18 protein-coding genes are annotated in these 19,416 nt (G+C 40.0%); 14 read left to right on the top strand and 4 right to left on the bottom strand.

Annotated features, from left to right (window positions below):
* Positions 1-71: 71 nt before the first annotated feature.
* The gene (locus AC4CU0_RS06360; protein ID WP_180116734.1) at positions 72-842 is read right to left on the bottom strand and encodes an SDR family NAD(P)-dependent oxidoreductase; all 771 of its coding nucleotides are present in this window, start codon (positions 840-842) and stop codon (positions 72-74) included.
* 141 nt (positions 843-983) lie between these two features.
* Here AC4CU0_RS06360 and AC4CU0_RS06355 point away from each other — a divergent pair, with 141 nt between their 5' ends.
* Both AC4CU0_RS06355 and AC4CU0_RS06350 read left to right on the top strand, forming a co-directional pair.
* Positions 984-2,018 (top strand): AraC family transcriptional regulator, encoded by a 1,035-nt coding sequence (locus tag AC4CU0_RS06355; protein WP_180040374.1) that lies wholly within the window; start codon positions 984-986, stop codon positions 2,016-2,018.
* Positions 2,019-2,218: 200 nt separating this feature from the next.
* Positions 2,219-2,572, top strand: a complete 354-nt coding sequence (locus tag AC4CU0_RS06350) for a hypothetical protein (protein ID WP_078188566.1) — start codon at positions 2,219-2,221, stop codon at positions 2,570-2,572.
* A 76-nt stretch (positions 2,573-2,648) separates the two neighbouring features.
* On the opposite strand, the gene prmC is transcribed toward AC4CU0_RS06350, so the two are convergent.
* A complete protein-coding gene (gene prmC / locus AC4CU0_RS06345) occupies positions 2,649-3,467 on the bottom strand; it encodes a peptide chain release factor N(5)-glutamine methyltransferase (RefSeq protein WP_490742722.1) in 819 nt (272 codons plus the stop codon).
* Positions 3,467-4,555, bottom strand: coding sequence for a peptide chain release factor 1 (gene prfA, locus AC4CU0_RS06340; RefSeq protein ID WP_078188570.1), 1,089 nt, complete (start codon positions 4,553-4,555; stop codon positions 3,467-3,469). The genes prmC and prfA overlap by 1 nt, the downstream gene beginning before the upstream one ends.
* 367 nt (positions 4,556-4,922) lie before the next feature.
* Here prfA and AC4CU0_RS06335 point away from each other — a divergent pair, with 367 nt between their 5' ends.
* The 5 genes from AC4CU0_RS06335 (at position 4,923) to AC4CU0_RS06315 (ending at position 8,897) form a co-directional block, all read left to right on the top strand.
* The gene (locus AC4CU0_RS06335) at positions 4,923-5,351 is read left to right on the top strand and encodes a glycine zipper domain-containing protein (protein ID WP_078193959.1); all 429 of its coding nucleotides are present in this window, start codon (positions 4,923-4,925) and stop codon (positions 5,349-5,351) included.
* 289 nt (positions 5,352-5,640) lie between these two features.
* Positions 5,641-6,168, top strand: coding sequence for a YMGG-like glycine zipper-containing protein (locus tag AC4CU0_RS06330; RefSeq protein ID WP_168377731.1), 528 nt, complete (start codon positions 5,641-5,643; stop codon positions 6,166-6,168).
* A 179-nt stretch (positions 6,169-6,347) separates the two neighbouring features.
* On the top strand, positions 6,348-7,355 hold the full coding sequence (locus AC4CU0_RS06325; protein ID WP_490742721.1) for an LLM class flavin-dependent oxidoreductase: 1,008 nt from the start codon (positions 6,348-6,350) through the stop codon (positions 7,353-7,355).
* Between the two features lie 229 nt (positions 7,356-7,584).
* Positions 7,585-8,061 (top strand): inner membrane protein YiaA, encoded by a 477-nt coding sequence (gene yiaA / locus AC4CU0_RS06320; protein WP_180007913.1) that lies wholly within the window; start codon positions 7,585-7,587, stop codon positions 8,059-8,061.
* A 263-nt stretch (positions 8,062-8,324) separates the two neighbouring features.
* Complete coding sequence (locus tag AC4CU0_RS06315; protein ID WP_490742720.1) at positions 8,325-8,897, top strand: NAD(P)/FAD-dependent oxidoreductase; 573 nt, start codon at positions 8,325-8,327, stop codon at positions 8,895-8,897.
* Between the two features lie 1,000 nt (positions 8,898-9,897).
* Here AC4CU0_RS06315 and ppsR read toward each other — a convergent pair.
* A complete protein-coding gene (gene ppsR / locus AC4CU0_RS06310; protein ID WP_168377735.1) occupies positions 9,898-10,734 on the bottom strand; it encodes a posphoenolpyruvate synthetase regulatory kinase/phosphorylase PpsR in 837 nt (278 codons plus the stop codon).
* 153 nt (positions 10,735-10,887) lie between these two features.
* On the opposite strand from ppsR, the gene ppsA reads away from it, so the two are divergent.
* From ppsA to cyoE, 7 genes are all read left to right on the top strand, one after another.
* Positions 10,888-13,266, top strand: a complete 2,379-nt coding sequence (ppsA, locus tag AC4CU0_RS06305) for a phosphoenolpyruvate synthase (RefSeq protein WP_078188577.1) — start codon at positions 10,888-10,890, stop codon at positions 13,264-13,266.
* 82 nt (positions 13,267-13,348) lie between these two features.
* Positions 13,349-14,131, top strand: coding sequence for an RDD family protein (locus AC4CU0_RS06300; protein WP_180145314.1), 783 nt, complete (start codon positions 13,349-13,351; stop codon positions 14,129-14,131).
* Between the two features lie 302 nt (positions 14,132-14,433).
* A complete protein-coding gene (gene cyoA, locus AC4CU0_RS06295) occupies positions 14,434-15,501 on the top strand; it encodes a ubiquinol oxidase subunit II (RefSeq protein WP_490742719.1) in 1,068 nt (355 codons plus the stop codon).
* A gap of 3 nt (positions 15,502-15,504) precedes the next feature.
* Positions 15,505-17,493, top strand: coding sequence for a cytochrome o ubiquinol oxidase subunit I (gene cyoB / locus AC4CU0_RS06290; RefSeq protein WP_078193968.1), 1,989 nt, complete (start codon positions 15,505-15,507; stop codon positions 17,491-17,493).
* A gap of 4 nt (positions 17,494-17,497) precedes the next feature.
* A complete protein-coding gene (cyoC, locus tag AC4CU0_RS06285) occupies positions 17,498-18,118 on the top strand; it encodes a cytochrome o ubiquinol oxidase subunit III (protein ID WP_078188581.1) in 621 nt (206 codons plus the stop codon).
* Complete coding sequence (locus AC4CU0_RS06280; protein ID WP_078188582.1) at positions 18,118-18,444, top strand: cytochrome o ubiquinol oxidase subunit IV; 327 nt, start codon at positions 18,118-18,120, stop codon at positions 18,442-18,444. Before cyoC ends, AC4CU0_RS06280 begins: the two co-directional genes overlap by 1 nt.
* A 10-nt stretch (positions 18,445-18,454) precedes the next feature.
* The gene (gene cyoE, locus AC4CU0_RS06275) at positions 18,455-19,333 is read left to right on the top strand and encodes a heme o synthase (protein WP_078188583.1); all 879 of its coding nucleotides are present in this window, start codon (positions 18,455-18,457) and stop codon (positions 19,331-19,333) included.
* The last annotated feature ends 83 nt before the right edge of the window (positions 19,334-19,416 follow it).

The following is a 19,416-nucleotide window of genomic DNA, read 5'->3' as shown; positions in this document are numbered from 1 at the left end:
GCTACTGTCAACAAAGTTATTCTCGATCAGACTCCGTCGTAGAAGCCTGAATAAGCAGTTTTAATAAATAACTATTTAGGCTGCATACGGATCGCGCCATCAAGACGTATCACTTCGCCATTGAGATAAGCATTTTCAAAAATATGCGTCACTAATTTTGCAAACTCTTGTGGTTTTGCTAAACGTGGAGGGAAAGGCACCATTTGCCCCAAAGCATCTTGTACATTTTGTGCTAAGCCTTTGAGCATCGGCGTTTCCATAATGCCCGGAGCAATGGTCATCACACGGATTGATTCACGTGCAAGCTCACGTGCAAGAGGTAATGTCATTGCAACCACTGCCCCTTTTGATGCTGCATAAGCCGACTGACCAATTTGACCATCAAAAGCCGCTACCGATGCCGTATTCACAATTACGCCACGCTCTTCTTCACCTGCTTTTAATTCATATTTAGCAATCAGTTGTGCCGCATAGCGCAGCATATTGAATGTGCCTGAAACATTAATATTTAATACTTTTTGGAACATCGCCAAATCATGTAATCCGTCACGACCTAAAACTTTTGCAGAGGGTGCGATACCTGCACAGTTCACTAAGCCATTAAGTTGACCAAATTCCGCTTCAACTTGTACAAAGAAAGTACCGACCGCTTGTTCATCGGTAACATCCAATTGAACAAATTTGGCATGATCACCCAGTTGACGTTGCATCGCTTCGCCATGCTCATGATTCATATCCACAATAATCACTTTTGCACCCAGGCCAATCAGATGTGTTGCTGTCGCAGCGCCTAGTCCTGATGCACCACCAGTCACAACAAAAACTTTTCCTTTAATGTCCATATCAATTCCCTATTTACGATGTCTTGTTTTAAATTCGACTTAAGATGCAGAGTAAACAGAGAATTTATTCAGTACAATTTCCAAATGTTGCATCTTTTCTGATGTATTTGGACAATTCTGAACAAGGACCTATCCGCACATATGCCGAAGCATGGACTCGAATACAGCAAAGGGACGATTTCAATCGACTTGGTGCATGAAGCATTATACGATGCGCAAAAAAAGCAATTTGATATTTCTGCTATTTTACAAAAGGCGGGTATTCCCTCTGAGTTACTGCTATCGAGTAAAACCAGAGTTTCCGTTTCACAATATGCGGCTTTATGGACTCATCTTGCAGATGTGATGGATGATGAATTTTTTGGCATGGATCGGCATGCCATGCGACGTGGTAGTTTCAAACTGCTTTCAAAAATGGTCATGCATAACAGCACTTTGGGAGATGCACTCAAGCAAATTTTGCAGTTTTTAAATCTGGTTTTAGATGAATTGCATAGTGATTTAACCATTGAAGATCACTTTGCTTATATCGTGATCTATGACCAACAAGCGCCTAAACGCATGTTCAGCTATGCAACTTATTTAATGCTCATCCATACGCTACTGTGCTGGCTGAGTGGACAACGAATTTTGTTAAATCAAATCCAATTCAAATGTGATGCGCCGCTTGATGATCACGACTATAAAGTTCGCTTTTGTGAAAATATTCATTACCAAGCCAGTCAAAACTATATACAACTAGATGCCAGTTATTTAACCCTGCCAATCAAACAAGACACACGTTCATGGTATCAATTCCTACAACAAACGCCTGAAAACCTTTTGGTGCGCTTTAAAAACCCGTATGCGCTCAGTAGCCAAATTCGTAAACAACTGTTAGACGTTTCTCCTGCCGAATGGTTAGAGTTTTATGAGTTGGCGGTCAAAATGAATATGTCGGAAGCCACCATGCATCGCCGTCTTAAAAGTGAAGGTGTGAGTTATCAACAACTCAAAAATGATATCCGACGTGATACTGCCATCGATTTTTTAACCCATACCGATAAAAGTTTGCAAGATATCAGTGAAGAACTAAATTTTCATGATCCGAGTGCTTTTCATCGGGCATTTAAAAAATGGACAGGCGTCAGTCCCGGTGCGTATCGACAAAATAATGCGCCTGAATTCAAGGCCTAGAATTTGATATTCGCTATTTATAAATTGAATATTCATCTAATTAATAGAAAATCAATAACTTAAAAATATTCAATAAATAGACTGACCATTCATCCTTGAACGATTGCTACTTTAGTCTAATTAGGTTATTTTTCACTCAATTTAAAGCACTTTGCTTATTTATTTTTCAATTCTCCTGCATCTCCTTGAAAGGCTATCCTATGCTTAAGATGATTGATGTTCTTGAACAACAACTTGTTCAAAACTTTTCAGATTCTCTTTTCACTCAGATTGACGCAATTGATGAACTGTTTCATGAACAGCTTAAAACTGTCGCAGATATCGATTTGCAAAATTTGATCTCACAATTTTTTAGCACTGAAAATGCAGTTGAAGTTGCTCATGCACTGGATATCCAAGCGGATGACATTGAAGCAATTCAAGCAGGTGCAAATCTAAAAGATGAAAATTTAGTGAATGCAACTGCAAAAATTATTGCTTACTGTCTTGCAGTAGAAACAGCAGCTTTAGAACAAGTTGAAGTTTTCGATAGCTTACAAGACTACCCAATGTAAGTATTGATCGAATATCAAAAACAAAAAAATAAAGCGCATTCAATGCGCTTTATTTTTGACTATCTCTAATACCAAATCAATGTTGCCACTGACCTAAGCTGACACGGTCATTTCCACCATAATCTTTTACAGTCCGAACATTTCGATATCCAACTCGTAAGAACAAATGTCTGACTGCTTCACCTTGGTCATAGCCATGTTCAAGCACCACCCACCCATTCACGGTTAAATGTTTTTTGGCTTGAAGAATGATTTGCTCAAGATCTGCAAGCCCATGATTGTCTGCAACCAAAGCACGTTCAGGCTCTGTCGCCAAATCCTTCATGTGTACATCATCAGCATCGATATACGGCGGATTTGACACAATTACATCAAAGAAAGCACGACCAAAGGGTTTCAACCAAGAACCTAAGACAAACTGCACATGTTCAAGATCATGCTTTTTGGCATTAAACTCAGCGACTTCCAATGTAGGTTCGTAAATATCTGAAGCCACAATTGACCAATCTGGACGTTCACTGGCTAATGATAACGCTACAGCACCAGTTCCTGTTCCTAAATCGACCACACGAGCATCTTCAGGAAGTTCTAAACGCAGTACAGTTTCAACAAGTACTTCCGTATCAGGACGTGGTACCAAAGTATCTTTAGTCACTTTTAAGTCTAGCGTCCAAAATGGCTGAGAACCTGTGACGTAAGCCAAAGGCTCACCTGCGGTAATACGTGCAAGACTTTCAACATAGAGTTGTTCTTGCTCAGCTGTTAATTCTTGATCCTTTTTCATGATTAAATCAAAAGAATCAATCTTGATGATATGCTCTAACAACCACGCATTTTCCTGACGTTCATAACTCTCAGGTTCACCACGATAGGCCAAAGCCTGTGCAATATTCATTAGCCACCATTCTGCTGTGCTAATAACGCCAACTGATCGGCTTGATATTCACGATGCAAACTATCTAGCAATTCAGTCAAATCACCTTCCATCACTGCATCCAACTTATACAGTGTTAGGTTAATACGATGATCAGTCATACGACCTTGTGGATAGTTATAGGTACGAATACGCTCAGAACGGTCACCAGAACCCACCAAGTCACGACGCATTTCAGACGTCGCGGCATCTGCCGCTGCGCGTTTGGCATTTTCTAAACGAGAAACCAACAGCGCCATCGCTTTGGCTTTGTTTTTATGTTGTGAACGTTCATCCTGACATTCTACAACTGTACCCGTTGGTATATGGGTAATACGCACCGCGGAGTCAGTTTTGTTAATGTGCTGACCACCCGCACCAGATGCACGATAGGTATCGATACGTAATTCTGAAGGATTAATTTCAACACTTGTGTCTACATCAATTTCCGGCAAAATCGCAACAGTACATGCCGAAGTATGAACACGACCTTGTGACTCTGTTGCAGGAACACGCTGTACACGATGTGCACCACTTTCAAATTTCAAACGACCATATACACCTTCACCATTGATGAGGCAAATCACTTCTTTATAACCGCCATGTTCGCCGTCATTTTCAGACAGCACTTCAATACGCCAACCTTGTGATTCAGCATATTTACTGTACATTCGATACAAGTCACCAGAGAAAATTGCAGCTTCGTCACCACCTGTTCCGGCACGAATTTCTAAATAAGCAGAGTTCGCATCATTCGGATCTTTTGGAATCATCAGAATGTTTAAGTCTGCTTCAAGCTGACCGATCAAAGCTTTATTTTCTTTGATTTCCTCAACGGCCATTTCTTTAAAATCTGGATCCGTCATCATTACTTCAGCAGTCTCAATATCTTCTTCTGCTTGACGGTATTTTTTCCAAACTTCAGTGATTTCAGATAAATCACTATGCTCACGTGACAACTGACGGAAACGTTTGTTGTCTGAAATGACTTCTACATCTGCGAGTAATGCATTTAATTCTTCGTGACGGTCAGAGAGCTGATCTAATCGTAAACGTAACGATTCTTTCATTTTCAAAAAATCTCAATACACAGGCTCTACCGCTAAACTTTCACGGATATGCCAAAATTCAAAATAATGGCGCTAGTGTACCGATAATGGGTCTGAAATGACATATATATTGTTTTTTGGCCTATCAATGACCCTAAATATCAAAGTGTGAACTTCATCACTCCTACCTTTCTCCACAAAGTCGTACAGATTTTCTGCATTCGACCATTTTTTTCACAATATTAATAAAACTTATACAAACTAGACACTCAAATCACCAAATAAAGAGAAAGCTCTCCATATTTACAGCGAATAGTTTTGTTACATTTACTGCCATCGAAATGATTATGAAAAAGTCCTCGCGTTTATGAAGGACATGGAGTGAACTATGAAACTGAATACTCTTTTAATGACAGCCACTCTAGCAACTGCTTCTATGTTCACTGTGTCTGCAAATGCAGATAGTACAACACGCGTTGCTGCAGCTAGTGCATTAGGTAGTGTTGCAGGTACTGCAATTGGTAAAAACATGGGCGGTAATACCGGCGCTACAATTGGTGCCGCTCTTGGTGGTGCTGGTGGTGCTGCGGTAGCAAGTAATAAACGCAACCGTACAGAATCTGCTATCGGCGGTGCTTTAGGTGGTGGTACAGGTTATACTGTTGGTAAAAGCATGGGCGGTACAAACGGTGGTTACATCGGCTCTGCACTAGGTGCTGCTGGTGGTGCTGCTCTAGGTAATAAAATCTCTAAAGACAAAGCTTACGACAAACACCAAGAACGTAAATACAAAAAACGTTACCGTCGTCGTCACTAATTCAAAAATTAGTGAGTCCTTATTGAATAGTGAAAATAGCACCTTCGGGTGCTTTTTTATGTATCGCCTTTTTTCAAATGATAAATACAACTTTATTTATTGCTCCTGATAAATATTTAGATTTGCCTTCCCTCCAACCAAGTCATCAATCATGTAGAAATAAAGTGCAAAATTTACATTGCAGCAACGGAACACGTATTTTATTTCACATCACGCTCCAAATATTCGCTATGTGTTTTCATATATTGATATCAACAGATAAACATCATGCTTCGTAAGGAGTTTAAAAATGAAAATTAATAAAATTCTATTCAGTGCAGCAATTGCCGCTTCAGCACTTACTATGACTGCAACACATGCAGGTAATAGCACCAATACTGCATTAACATCTGCTTTAGGTGGTGTTGTTGGTGCAGCAATCGGTAACCAAGTTGGCGGCCAAACTGGCGCAATGATTGGTTCAGCAATTGGTGGCGGTGCAGGTGCAGCAGCATCGGCAAACAAACGTGACCGTAATGGTGCCATCATCGGTGGTGCACTTGGTGGCGCAGGTGGTTATACCGTAGGTAAAAACATGGGCGGCACAAACGGTGGTTATATCGGTGCTGCACTTGGTTCAGCTGGTGGTTCTGCACTAGGTAAAAAAGTGTCTGAAGACCGTCGCTATGATGACCGCTATAATGGTCGTTATGATGATCGCTATGACCGTCGTTATAACAACCGTGGCTATCGTACCAATAATTATAGCTATAACGACCGAGGCTACCGTGGAGACAATGGTCGTCACTTAGGTTGGTACAAAAACGGTAAACGGTAATCGATATATTTCAATGGAAAAAAATCAGCACCTTCGGGTGCTTTTTTTGTATATAAAAAAAGTTTAGATATATCTAAAGTTGTCTTTTTACACAGCCCAATCAATATATCGAATTTATTCGATATACATTAGGCGTTTTATATCGTATTATTTCGATATAAAGATCTCTGAGAGAAAACATGCGTACTCTAGCCGATACAAAATTTTCAATACTTGAACTCGCACCTGTTCGAGATGATAAAACCATCGAATTTTCACTCAAACATGCACTCCAGTTAGCACAGAAAGCAGAACAACTTGGCTATGAGCGTCTATGGTTAGCCGAACACCACAATATGGATGGCATCGCAAGTTCTGCAACTGCGGTTTTACTCAGTTATCTCTTAGCAAATACACAATCCATCAAGCTCGGTTCAGGCGGGATTATGTTGCCCAACCATGCACCTTTGGTTGTCGCTGAACAATTTGGCACGCTTGAAACGCTATATCCCGGCCGTATTGAACTCGGCTTAGGTCGCGCACCGGGTACTGACCAAACCACCATGCGCGCTTTACGCCGTGGCCGTCAGGAAACCGAAGACCAATTTCCACAAGATGTCCTTGAGATATTGCAATATTTTAAAGCACCTGAGCCACAGCAGCGCATCATTGCTACACCGGGACAAAATACACATGTTCCTGTATGGCTTTTAGGTTCAAGCCTGTTCAGTGCACAACTCGCTGCACGTTTAGGTCTACCCTATTCATTTGCTTCACATTTCGCACCACGCATGCTTGGACAAGCGATTCAGCTCTATCGTGAGACTTTCCAAGCATCCGAATATTTAGATCAACCTTATGTTTCTATGGGCGTACCAACGGTTGTTGCTGAAACAGATGAAGAAGCAGAATATCTGGCAACGAGTGCTTATCAACGCGTTTTAGGTTTAATGCGTGGTCAAAGTTTAAAACTCAAAGCTCCAGTCGACAGTATGCAAGGCTTATGGTCTGCTGCAGAGAAGATGTCTGTTGATAATTTCTACGCTATGGGACAAGTCGGTTCAAATGCAACCGTTCGAGCAGGTTTAGAAAACCTACTCACCAAATATGACGTTGATGAATTTATTTTCACCTGCGACATTTACGATACCGATAAGCGCATTGCAAATTTCGAACGTTTAATGCAAATCAAAAATGATCTAGCTTAAGACTCTAAGCTTAATGATTTAATCCAAGCGTTTGATCCGTCTAAAGCCAGAATTGCGATTACGTCTTTTGTGGCTCTTTTAGACGGATACAACCGAGAACAATGCTTTGGCTAACATTTACTAAAGCTACACTTAAAAACCATCATTGCCTCAACGAAATAATTGCTTTACTCATTTTTATTGCTGTATAAATATTAAACATAAGCAAAACAAAGAGAAAAATAAGCAGATGAGCCAATATATTAATAAACCCACACCCGCATTTATCGCAGCAAGTTGGTGTGCACTGATCTTAGGCGCTGTGGTGTTTTGCATAGGTTTATTCAATGCAAATATGATGTTGAATGAAAAAGGCTTTTATCTCATTTTATTGCTTTATGGATTATTTTCATCGGTTTCACTACAAAAAATCATTCGTGACCGTTTAGAAGGAATGCATGTCACTGCAATCTACTTTGGACTGTGCTGGGCATCCGTCATTATTTGCCTCGTACTTCTTGCCATTGGTCTATGGAATGCTGAACTGGCATTAAGTGAAAAAGGTTTTTACATGATGGCTTTCCTAATGAGTCTGTTTGGTGCAGTTGCTGTACAAAAAAATATTCGTGATATGGACTATTTACGTACACATACCGACCAACCCGAACTTAAACATTCAACCACGAGTCAGCTTGACTATAACTCATCAGATGATGAACCACTTTAAAACTCACAAAATTTATAGATCTCAAAAGCTGTTCATGCAGATCGCTCATTGTTTTATCGATCTGCTTGAGCGGTTAATGAACTACAACGCATAAAAAAATCAGTTCACTCCTAGAAATGTATAAATGACAAGGGCCAAGCAAATCAATTCTAGACAAATTGCATGACTCATCAGACTGAAAAAACGCTTTACCCCGACTGGCCCATCACAGAATATATTCCTATCTAAGACTCAACTAAAAAAACAAAAGACAAGGAATAAATATGGCCAACAAGCAGGATGCAACCCACCATATTTTTAATAATCATCTAGAGGATTTTGAACACTTTCGTGGAACGATCATCAGTTCAGAACAGATCAAAGATTATGATTTTAAGAATCAAAAAATTGCAATTATTGGGATAGATCAGCATGTGGTCTCTGAACTACATCATCTATGTCAGGTTGCAGATAACATCATGGTCTATCAAATCAAACCGCAATTTGTCTTACCACGCACCGAACGTCTACTGAATAAATTAATCCAACATCCACTGATTGCAAAAAATCGACGTTTATTTAGCAATCGTATTAAGAGTATTTTGGCGATTCGGTTTTTAGAAGATCAAGTGCCGAACCATTGGTTAAGACATTTACTCAGTCCAAATACCGCAATTCAGAACAAAACCTTCCTAAAATCGGATCATTATTATGCTGCATTACAGCAGCCCAACTGCATCTTAAATACTTGGCCAATTGCGAATATTCAGAATAATTCAATTACGGCTTTAGATGAGCATACGTTTGAGTGTGATGTCATTGTGCGCAGCGAATCTAACCTGCCTAAAGAAAAGTAATTACAATGAAATGATTTTCACATAACATTTACTATAATTTATCCGATTGATCAAAACTCACAACACCAATAGCCATCTCTGGTGGCTTTTGCTAGATCCCCTACGTTATTGAATACTTCTATTCGGTAAGGCTAAGGATTCTTAAAAATCTATAAATGAAAATAGCTTTAATCGTGCTACATGCTTTTTAAACGCTCAGACTTAAATCATGCATCCGACCTGCACCAGCAGCTACAGCGAGTTTATAGAGGTGCGATTTTTGAATAGTTATGATCAATTCTTCATGAAAACTTTATTTCAAACCAATAATTTTTCAGTCGCTTAATTTTGTCTTACACAACTCTTTTAGTACCAAAATATATGTTTGCAAATTTATACCGATGCTCATGTTTAGCCAACATTTACTTATGTTCTAATCTATATTCAATAGGAAAATAACTGCTTAAAATCCAATTTTAATATCACTTCATATCAGCTTTTAAAGCCTGAATTGTCTCAATTAGAGCACTTTTCACCCACATCAATTAAATAAATGATGACATTTCTTGATATTTAACACCTAAAAGCAACTGTTTGATTATTTTTTATTCTATTTTCTGCCTATTTTTTTAGCATTTAAATCAGTATTTTTGAAAAATTGATTAAATATTAAACCATATTAGCTAAATCTTGTATTTATACAACTCATATCAAGTGGATTATTCAGGCTTAATTCATAGATAAAAATACAGCAAAACACGGATTTTTATAAAAGATTTGTGCTGTCAATTTGGCCATATTTTATAAATTTCCAGGCAAAGAAATTCATCGAACTGGTACACAAATGAATGCAAAAATTGCTTAAAATTTAAGTCTAAATATTGAGGAAAATTTTCATCAATATCTTAAATATTTATCATTCATTAAAAGTATGACAAACCAGAAATTAATACTATTTTTATATAATTTATACAGTAATTTATTATCATCAGAAGAGCCACCAAAGTGGCTCAATTTACACTTAACCAATGCGACGCTTCAGTCCGGTCATTTGTAAAACACGTGTAGAAATTTCTTCAATCGACATTTCAGACACGTTTAAGTATTTAATTCCTTCAGAAATATAAATACCTTCAATCGCACGTAGTTCCATTTGGCACTGACTAAAACTTGCATAACGGCTATTGGCCTTACGCTCTGAACGAATTGCTACAAGGCGCTCTGCATCAATCATCAAGCCAAATAACTTATGTTTATGCTCACGTAAAACTGCAGGTAAACGGTTGTCATCCAAGTCTTCTTCTGTCAACGGATAGTTCGCTACACGAATACCAAATTGCAAAGAGAGATAGATGGAAGTCGGTGTTTTACCCGAACGTGACACGCCAATTAAAATTAAGTCGGCTTTGTCATAATGACGAGTACGTGCCCCATCATCGTTATCTAAAGCAAAATGCACCGCATCAATACGTGCTTTATAAGACTCAGAATCTGTTACTGCATGGGTTTGACCGACTAAAGTTGTAGGAGCTGTGCCTAACTCGTCAGATAATTTACTAATAAGCCCTTCAAAAACATCAAGATTTACTGCATCTGCCGTATTAATAATGTCACGTACATACGGGTCAACAAGGGTGTCAAACACCAAAGGCTTTTGACCGTCTTGCTGCGCTCTAAGATTGATCTCTGCAACCACATTTGTAGCTGCTTCTTCAGAGGTAATATAAGGAATAATATGAATGTCAAAATCTACATGAGGGAACTGGGCTAACAGTGAATGACCAAGCGTTTCTGCGGTAATCGCGGTACCATCCGAAACAAAGAAAACACTACGCTGAATCTGTTTACCTTCTGACATTAAAATTCTCCTCCAAAATTTGTCTTAGTGCTATATAATCATTATAGTAAACCATCTTACATGACTGTCACTTAGTAAATTTAGAATGCTAAGTAATTTGTTATAATTTCATGCCAAGATAGTGATTAATACTGCAAAAGTGGAGTAACAACTTTGGAAGCGCGCGTAATTGGTCTAGAAAAATTAGGGAAACACGACGTAGAACTCGTGGGCGGTAAAAACTCATCATTAGGTGAAATGATCAGCCATCTCGCAAATGCTGGTGTATCTGTTCCTGGTGGTTTTGCTACTACAGCTCAAGCATATCGTGAATTCCTCGAGCAAAGTGGCCTGAACGCTAAAATTAACGCTGAACTTGCTGCACTCAATGTTGACGATGTAAATGCACTTGCTGAAACTGGTGCGAAAATCCGTCAATGGATTGTAGACACTCCGCTGACTGCTGAACTTGAAAAAGAAATTCGTGAAGCTTTCACAGCTCTTTCAAACGGCAACCCTGAAATCGCGGTTGCCGTTCGTTCATCTGCAACTGCAGAAGACTTACCAGACGCTTCATTTGCAGGCCAACAAGAAACTTTCTTGAACATCCGTGGTATCGATAACATCCTTGTTGCGATTAAAGAAGTATTTGCTTCACTTTATAACGACCGCGCAATTTCTTACCGTGTACACCAAAACTTCGCACATGACGTCGTTGCGTTATCTGCTGGTGTTCAACGCATGGTTCGCTCTGAAACAGGTGCTGCTGGTGTAATGTTTACACTTGATACAGAATCTGGTTTCCGTGACGCAGTTTTCATCACAGCATCTTATGGCTTGGGTGAAATGGTTGTACAAGGTGCAGTTAACCCTGACGAATTCTATGTATCTAAACCACTTCTAAATGCAGGAAAACACGCTGTATTACGTCGTAACCTTGGTTCTAAACACCAAAAAATGATTTATGGTGAAGAAGGTGCTGCGGGTAAATCAGTGGTTGTTGTAGACGTTGAAAAAGCAGATCGTCAACAATTCGCTTTAAATGACCACGAACTTCAAGAACTTGCTAAACAAGCATTGATCATTGAAAACCATTACGGTTCAGCAATGGACATCGAATGGGCGAAAGATGGCGATGATGGCCAAATCTATATCGTTCAAGCACGTCCTGAAACTGTGAAGAGCCGTCAAAATGTAGGCACAATGGAACGCTACCTTCTTAAACAAAAAGGTAATGTGATTTGTGAAGGTCGTTCAATCGGTCAACGTATTGGTTCTGGTCGCGTGCGTATCGTGACTTCAATCAAAGAAATGGACAAAGTTCAAGACGGCGACGTACTTGTATCTGACATGACTGACCCAGATTGGGAACCAGTAATGAAACGTGCTGCTGCGATTGTCACTAACCGTGGTGGTCGTACTTGTCACGCTGCGATTATTGCACGTGAACTTGGTGTTCCTGCAATCGTAGGTTGTGGTAATGCAACTGAAGTATTGACTGACGGTCAAGAAGTGACTGTGTCTTGCGCTGAAGGTGACACAGGCTTTATTTACGAAGGTTCTTTGGACTTTGAAATCCAACGCAACTCTATCGAATCTATGCCTAAACTTCCGTTCAAAATCATGATGAACGTAGGTAACCCTGACCGCGCATTTGACTTTGCTCAAATTCCTAACGAAGGTGTTGGTCTTGCTCGTCTTGAGTTCATCATCAACCGTATGATCGGTGTACACCCTAAAGCATTGCTTAACATTGACAGCTTACCACGTGAAACTCGTGCTGCTGTAATGTCACGTACTGCGGGTTATGCATCCCCTATCGAATTCTATGTTGAAAAACTAGTTGAAGGTATTTCTACTCTTGCTGCAGCGTTTGCTGACAAACCAGTGATTGTTCGTATGTCTGACTTTAAGTCAAACGAATACGCAAACTTAATCGGTGGTAAGTTATACGAACCTGAAGAAGAAAACCCAATGCTTGGCTTCCGTGGTGCAAGCCGTTATGTGTCTGACAACTTCCGTGACTGCTTCGAACTTGAATGCCGCGCACTGAAAAAAGCACGTGATGAAATGGGCTTAACTAACATTCAAATCATGATTCCTTTCGTACGTACTGTTGCTGAAGCGAAACGTGTTATTGAATTGTTAGCGCTTAACGGTCTTAAACGTGGTGAAAATGGTCTTAAAGTGATCATGATGTGTGAACTTCCAACTAACGCTTTGTTGGCTGAACAGTTCCTTGAACACTTCGACGGTTTCTCTATCGGTTCTAACGACTTAACTCAGTTAACACTCGGTCTAGACCGTGACTCTGGTATCGTTTCTCACCTATTTGATGAACGCGATCCAGCCGTTAAAGCACTTCTTTCTATGGCAATTCATGCTTGTCGTAAAGCTGGCAAATACGTAGGTATTTGTGGTCAAGGTCCTTCAGACCACCCTGACCTAGCTAAATGGTTAATGGAACAAGGCATCGAGTCTGTTTCGCTTAACCCAGACTCAGTATTAGACACATGGTTCTTCCTTTCTGAAGAAAAAGCTCAACAAGCTTAATAAACTGTGTTAAAAAAAGACCCACATGTGGGTCTTTTTTTTTATTTATACTTTTACAGACGTTTTTTGAGATTTTAGTTTTATGCAGATTTACTTGGCACGAAATAACCAACAAGCTGGTCCCTACACCTTAGAACAACTTAACCAAATGCTCGCGAGCCAACAAGTGTTACTCACGGACTTGGTTTGGCACCAAGGTATGACCGAATGGAAAGCTTTGGGTGAACTCACTCAAGGTCAGTTGGTTTATATGCCTGCAGGATATACTGCACCAACAGCATTCGAATCAAATCAAACTGCAACTACGCCATCAAATACCTATGCACAGCCTCAAGCGGTACAAGAGCAAACTAGCCTAGCTAGTATTCCTAAACGTGTTTTGGCGAAAATCGTCGATTTACTGCTTTGGATACCAGCAACTTTTATCTTAACGGCATTTTTTAATCCAAGTGAAAAGACACAATTTGCCAATCTAAATGAACAGTTTATGCAAGCTGTGATGACCCCAAATGCTGACCCCAATGTTTTACAAGCACTACAAACACAAATGGTTGAAATGTTTCCCAACCAAGCTTGGATTGCAATGTTTGCGTATCTCTTCATTATGCTTTTCATTCAAGCATATTTGATTGCTAAATCAGGTCAAAGCATTGGTAAAAAAATCACCAAGATTAAAATTGTAGATGCCGAAACCAGTCAACCTGTAAACCTCATGCGTGGCTTCACTTTACGCAGTGTTTTATTTATTTTCCTGAACTTTTTATCAATGCCATTAAGCGTAATCATCGATTCCGTTTTCATTTTCGGCAAGAAGCGTCAAACCTTGCATGACAAATTGGCAAAAACCAAGGTAATAAACCAATAATTTTCACTTTTATTCAGGGATGATTTTTTCATCCCTTTTTTGTGCATTATATTGAAATTAAAATAAAATTTAGATAAAAAAAATACAATCCCGACTAGCAAAATAGGGTTTTAATACAGTCATTTAAAGCATCTTTATGTATAGCTTAGTTTGCCGATATCAGGCATAATGCCCTACAACGTAGCGGTGTCGCATCATTGTGACTGTTTTTTCATGTCTGAAAAAATCACAATCATGCGACACTTTATTCGCTATCCCAAATTTTAAATTTAGGGAATGGGACTCTTCACCGAGGTTGTAAAATGAGACAAACAATTTTAGCTGTATTGTCTTTATCTGCGATCGCTGCACTCTTAACTGGGTGTGGTGGTGATATGGTACTTCTAAACTCAAAAGGTCCAGTTGCTGAAGGTCAATCAAACCTCATGCTTACTGCGATCTACCTAATGTTGTTGGTCGTTATTCCATCAGCACTTATGGCGTTATGGTTTGGTTGGAAATATCGCGCGTCAAATAAAGATGCAGACTATAAACCTACTTGGGCACACTCGACTGCAATTGAAGTTGTAGTTTGGGGTATTCCTGTCATTATTATTGGTATTTTAGCGGCATTAACATGGTGGGGCTCACACGAGTACGATCCATACAAACCATTAAAATCAGAAAAAGCACCATTAACAGTTCAAGTTATTGCTGAACAATTTAAATGGATCTTTATCTACCCGGAACAAGGCATCGCGACTGTAAACGAAATGCGTTTCCCAGAGAAAACTCCGGTATCGCTTCGTATTACATCTAACTTTACGATGAACTCATTCTTCATCCCTGCGTTAGGTGGTCAGATTTATGCAATGGCGGGTATGCAAACTCACCTGAACCTTTTAGCTGACGAACTTAGTCCTGCTGAAGGCTTCCGTGGTTTCTCATCTAACTACTCAGGTTACGGTTTCTCACAAATGCGCTTCCGTGCACATGCTGTGACTGATGCTCAGTTTGCTGAATGGGTTTCTGCTGTTAAAGCTGGTAATGGTACTTCAGTGAATCCACAAGCAGTTCAAAAAACTGTTTTAGACCAAGCTGAATTCCAAACTCTTAAAGACGGCGACCGCTCTAAACATCAGATCGAAGCTTTAGTTGCTAGAGCAACTACTCCTGAAGAAAAGGCTAAAGCTGAAGCAATGAAGCCTTACCCTACTAAGCCACATCCAGTGACTTATTACTCTTCAGTAGAACCTAAATTGTTCGAATCAGTGATCAATAAATACATGAGTAACTACCACGGTGCTGATCATACAGCTACTGTTGGACACGAAGCTGCTGCTTCTGAAGCTCATGCAGGCGTTGAACATGCGACTGTTGCAGGGGAATAAGACATGAGCTTATTAGGTAAGTTAGGACCAGATGCAATTCCACACGATCCAATCGTGTTGGTTACTGTTGCAATGATGATCCTTGGCGGTATCGCAATTGTTGCTGGTATCACCTACTTTAAAAAATGGGGCTACTTGTGGAACGAATGGTTCACATCTGTAGACCATAAAAAAATTGGTATCATGTATATCCTCGTGTCAATTGTCATGCTTGTGCGTGGTTTTGCCGATGCGATTATGATGCGTCTTCAACTGTTCCTTGCAAAAGGTGGCGGTGAAGGTTACTTACACCCAGAACACTATGACCAGATCTTTACTGCCCATGGCGTAATCATGATCTTCTTCGTAGCAATGGGTCTAGTTGTTGGTTTAATGAACGTTGCTGTACCACTTCAAATTGGTGCACGTGACGTAGCATTCCCATTATTAAACTCTCTTAGCTTCTGGTTATTCGCCGGCGCAGCGGGCTTAATGATGGCTTCTCTTGCAATTGGTGAATTCGCTGCAACAGGTTGGATGGCTTACCCTCCACTTTCTGGCATCGAATACTCTCCAGGTGTAGGTGTAGACTACTATATCTGGGCACTTCAGGTTTCTGGTCTAGGTACGCTTCTTACTGGTGTTAACTTCTTCGTTACCATCATTAAAATGCGTGCGCCTGGCATGAAACTTATGGACATGCCTATTTTCACTTGGACTGCATTAGTTACTGTAGTGCTTATCGTTGCAACATTCCCAGTTTTGACTGCGACTATTGCAATGCTTTCACTTGACCGTTACTTCGGCTTCCATTTCTTTACAAATGACATGGGTGGTAGCCCAATGTTGTATGTAAACTTGATTTGGACTTGGGGTCACCCAGAAGTTTACATCTTGGTATTACCTGCTTTTGGTATTTACTCAGAAGTTACTGCTGTGTTCTCACGCAAAGCGTTGTTCGGCTACAAATCAATGGTGTACGCAACTGTAGCAATTGGTGTTCTTTCACTAGTTGTATGGGTTCACCACTTCTTTACAATGGGTGCTGGTGCCAACGTTAACGCGTTCTTCGGTATCATGACCATGATCATTGCGATCCCTACTGGTGTGAAAATCTTCTCTTGGTTATTCACCATGTACAAGGGCCGCATCACCTATACAACTCCAATGCTTTGGACACTTGGCTTCCTTGTGACTTTCGGTATTGGTGGTTTAACAGGCGTATTAATGGCAGTTCCACCAGCGGACTTCTTAGTACACAACTCTTTATTCCTTATCGCTCACTTCCATAACGTAATTATTGGTGGTGTAGTGTTCGCGATGTTCGCGGGTATCATTTTCTACTGGCCAAAAATGTTTGGTTGGAAACTGAATGAAACTTGGGGTAAAGCAGCGTTCTGGTTCTGGTTCTTCGGTTTCTACTTTGCATTCATGCCACTTTATATCCTTGGTTTCATGGGTATGACTCGTCGTTTGAATACATATGACAACCCTGAATGGGATCCGTACTTAGCGATCGCTTTATTTGGTTCTGTATTGGTTGCTATCGGTATCTTCTGTTTTGTTATGCAAATCGTTGTTGGTTTCCTTCAACGCAAAGACAACATGGACGTTACTGGCGATATCTGGGATGGTCGTACTCTTGAGTGGGCTACTTCATCTCCTTCACCATTCTATAACTTTGCTTATCTTCCAAAGATCAATGGTATTGATACTTTCTGGACTGACAAAGAAAATGGTGTTGCATACGCTAAACCAACTACCTATGAAGACATCCACATGCCAACAAACCGTGCGGCTGGTTTCGTAATTGCAATGTTTATTACAGTTATGGGCTTCGCATTAATCTGGCATATTTGGTGGTTAGTCGTTGTAACTTTCATTGCTTCAATTATCAGCTTCATCGTTTCTTCTTTCACTAAGAAAGTTGACTACTATGTTCCAGCTGCAGAAGTTGAACGTATTGAAAATGAACGCTACGCGCTTCTTGAAAAACATTTGAAGAAGGACTAAGACAATGGCTGAAGTACTTCATCACGACAACCACGGACATGACGAACATCATCATCACGATGATACTGACATCACTGTCTTTGGTTTCTGGACTTACTTGATGAGTGACTTGGTTCTTTTCGGGACACTCTTCATCGCGTTCGCTGTATTAAGTAGCCACGTTCCAGTGGGTACGCCAAGTGCACAAGAGCTGTTTGGTGAATCTTTAGGTTTCGTTTTAACTGAAACTTTCGCCCTTCTTATCTCTTCTGTAACTTTTGGTTTTGCTGTTCTTGCAGCATACAAGAAAAATGTTGGTCAAGTTTTAACTTGGTTAGCAGTTACTTGGGTATTTGGTGCAGCCTTCATTGGCATGGAACTTTATGAGTTCAATCATTTAGTTCATGCTGGTCATGGCCCAAGCACAAGTGCGTTCTTATCTGCGTTCTTTACTTTAGTTGGTACGCACGGTATTCACGTAACTTCTGGTTTGGTATGGATGCTTGTGTTGATGTTCCAAATCAAGAAATATGGTTTGACACTTCCAAACACTCGTCGTCTTGCTTGCCTAAGCTTGTTCTGGCACTTCCTTGACATCGTTTGGATCTGCGTATTCAGCGTTGTTTACTTGATGGGAGTTATCTAATGAGTCACGATCATAACTCTGCTGGTGCAGCTCACGGTAACGTTAAACAATATACAATCGGTTTTATCCTTTCTGTTCTACTTACCGTAATTCCATTCGGTATGGTAATGGCAGGTGGTTTTAGCCGCGGTCTATTGGTTGCCGTAATCGCGATTACTGCGGTTGCTCAGGTTCTTATTCAGTTAGTTTACTTCCTGCATATGAACTCTTCTTCAGAGCAACGCTGGAACGTGATTGCATTTGTTTATACAATCCTCACAATTGCTATCCTTTTAGTAGGTTCTGTGTGGATTATGAACTACCTTCACTTCAACATGATGATCTAAACTGGTCGTCATGCTGAAAAAGTATTTATTCCTGACTAAACCAGGAATTCTCTTTGGTAACTTTGTTACCGCTTTGGGTGGCTACTTTGTAGCTGCCCAAGGTTCTGTAGATTTCCTTCTGTTGCTTCTTACCCTCTTAGGCACCCTCTTTGTGGTCGCTTCTGGATGTGTTGTCAATAACGTTATTGACCAAGACATCGACTCAAAAATGCAACGCACACAAAATCGTGCGATGGTTAAAAAATCAATCTCGATTCCTGTTGCTTTAGTTTTTGCTTTAGTTTTAGGTGTAATTGGTTTTAGCATTTTATGGTTCTGGGTAAATGCTTACGCTTTTCTTTTTGCTGTTATTGGTTTTGTCGTATACGTTGGTTTTTACAGCTTATGGACAAAACGAACAACAATCCATCAAACCATTATCGGCAGTCTTTCTGGCGCAGCGCCACCTGTAATCGGGTATACGGCAGTTGCAAACCAGTTTGATTTAGGTGCATTACTGATTTTTATTGGTTATGCATTTTGGCAAATGCCTCATTCTTGGGGAATTGCAGTTTACCGATTTGATGACTACAAAAATGCAGGAATTCCAATTTTACCTGTAGCACGTTCAATTCATCGAACCAAGGTTGAATCTTTGGTTTACGTGATTTTGTTCTGCATTACCATGAACGGTTTATACTTTTATGGTTATGCCAATTGGATTTATATGATTGTCCTGAATGCCTTAAGTCTGTATTGGATTTATTTAACCATTCAAGGATTCAAAGCTGAAGATGATCAAGTTTGGGCAAAACAATATTTCATGTTTTCGGTCAAATTGATCACAGTGATTAGTTTAATTTTTAGTTTTACCTCCACTGCCCCTCTAAAGCCAATTGTATTTTTTTAAAGAAGATAGAGTTTTACTCTATCTTTTTTATTTCTAGGCATCTTCAATCAACTTTCCCCACTTGATATCATTGCACCTACAAT

The organism is Acinetobacter sp. LipI_15 (genome assembly GCF_058242865.1).
Note: the sequence above shows the minus strand (reverse complement) of the source record. Positions and strands in the feature narration are given on the sequence as shown.

What these genes read in the sequence shown, in the direction of transcription:
- AC4CU0_RS06360 (WP_180116734.1), bottom strand. Translation starts at nt 842, where the DNA reads ATGGACATTAAAGGAAAAGTTTTTGTTGTGACTGGTGGTGCATCAGGA.
- AC4CU0_RS06355 (WP_180040374.1), top strand. Translation starts at nt 984, where the DNA reads ATGCCGAAGCATGGACTCGAATACAGCAAAGGGACGATTTCAATCGAC.
- AC4CU0_RS06350 (WP_078188566.1), top strand. Translation starts at nt 2,219, where the DNA reads ATGCTTAAGATGATTGATGTTCTTGAACAACAACTTGTTCAAAACTTT.
- prmC (WP_490742722.1), bottom strand. Translation starts at nt 3,467, where the DNA reads ATGAATATTGCACAGGCTTTGGCCTATCGTGGTGAACCTGAGAGTTAT.
- prfA (WP_078188570.1), bottom strand. Translation starts at nt 4,555, where the DNA reads ATGAAAGAATCGTTACGTTTACGATTAGATCAGCTCTCTGACCGTCAC.
- AC4CU0_RS06335 (WP_078193959.1), top strand. Translation starts at nt 4,923, where the DNA reads ATGAAACTGAATACTCTTTTAATGACAGCCACTCTAGCAACTGCTTCT.
- AC4CU0_RS06330 (WP_168377731.1), top strand. Translation starts at nt 5,641, where the DNA reads ATGAAAATTAATAAAATTCTATTCAGTGCAGCAATTGCCGCTTCAGCA.
- AC4CU0_RS06325 (WP_490742721.1), top strand. Translation starts at nt 6,348, where the DNA reads ATGCGTACTCTAGCCGATACAAAATTTTCAATACTTGAACTCGCACCT.
- yiaA (WP_180007913.1), top strand. Translation starts at nt 7,585, where the DNA reads ATGAGCCAATATATTAATAAACCCACACCCGCATTTATCGCAGCAAGT.
- AC4CU0_RS06315 (WP_490742720.1), top strand. Translation starts at nt 8,325, where the DNA reads ATGGCCAACAAGCAGGATGCAACCCACCATATTTTTAATAATCATCTA.
- ppsR (WP_168377735.1), bottom strand. Translation starts at nt 10,734, where the DNA reads ATGTCAGAAGGTAAACAGATTCAGCGTAGTGTTTTCTTTGTTTCGGAT.
- AC4CU0_RS06300 (WP_180145314.1), top strand. Translation starts at nt 13,349, where the DNA reads ATGCAGATTTACTTGGCACGAAATAACCAACAAGCTGGTCCCTACACC.
- cyoA (WP_490742719.1), top strand. Translation starts at nt 14,434, where the DNA reads ATGAGACAAACAATTTTAGCTGTATTGTCTTTATCTGCGATCGCTGCA.
- cyoB (WP_078193968.1), top strand. Translation starts at nt 15,505, where the DNA reads ATGAGCTTATTAGGTAAGTTAGGACCAGATGCAATTCCACACGATCCA.
- cyoC (WP_078188581.1), top strand. Translation starts at nt 17,498, where the DNA reads ATGGCTGAAGTACTTCATCACGACAACCACGGACATGACGAACATCAT.
- AC4CU0_RS06280 (WP_078188582.1), top strand. Translation starts at nt 18,118, where the DNA reads ATGAGTCACGATCATAACTCTGCTGGTGCAGCTCACGGTAACGTTAAA.
- cyoE (WP_078188583.1), top strand. Translation starts at nt 18,455, where the DNA reads ATGCTGAAAAAGTATTTATTCCTGACTAAACCAGGAATTCTCTTTGGT.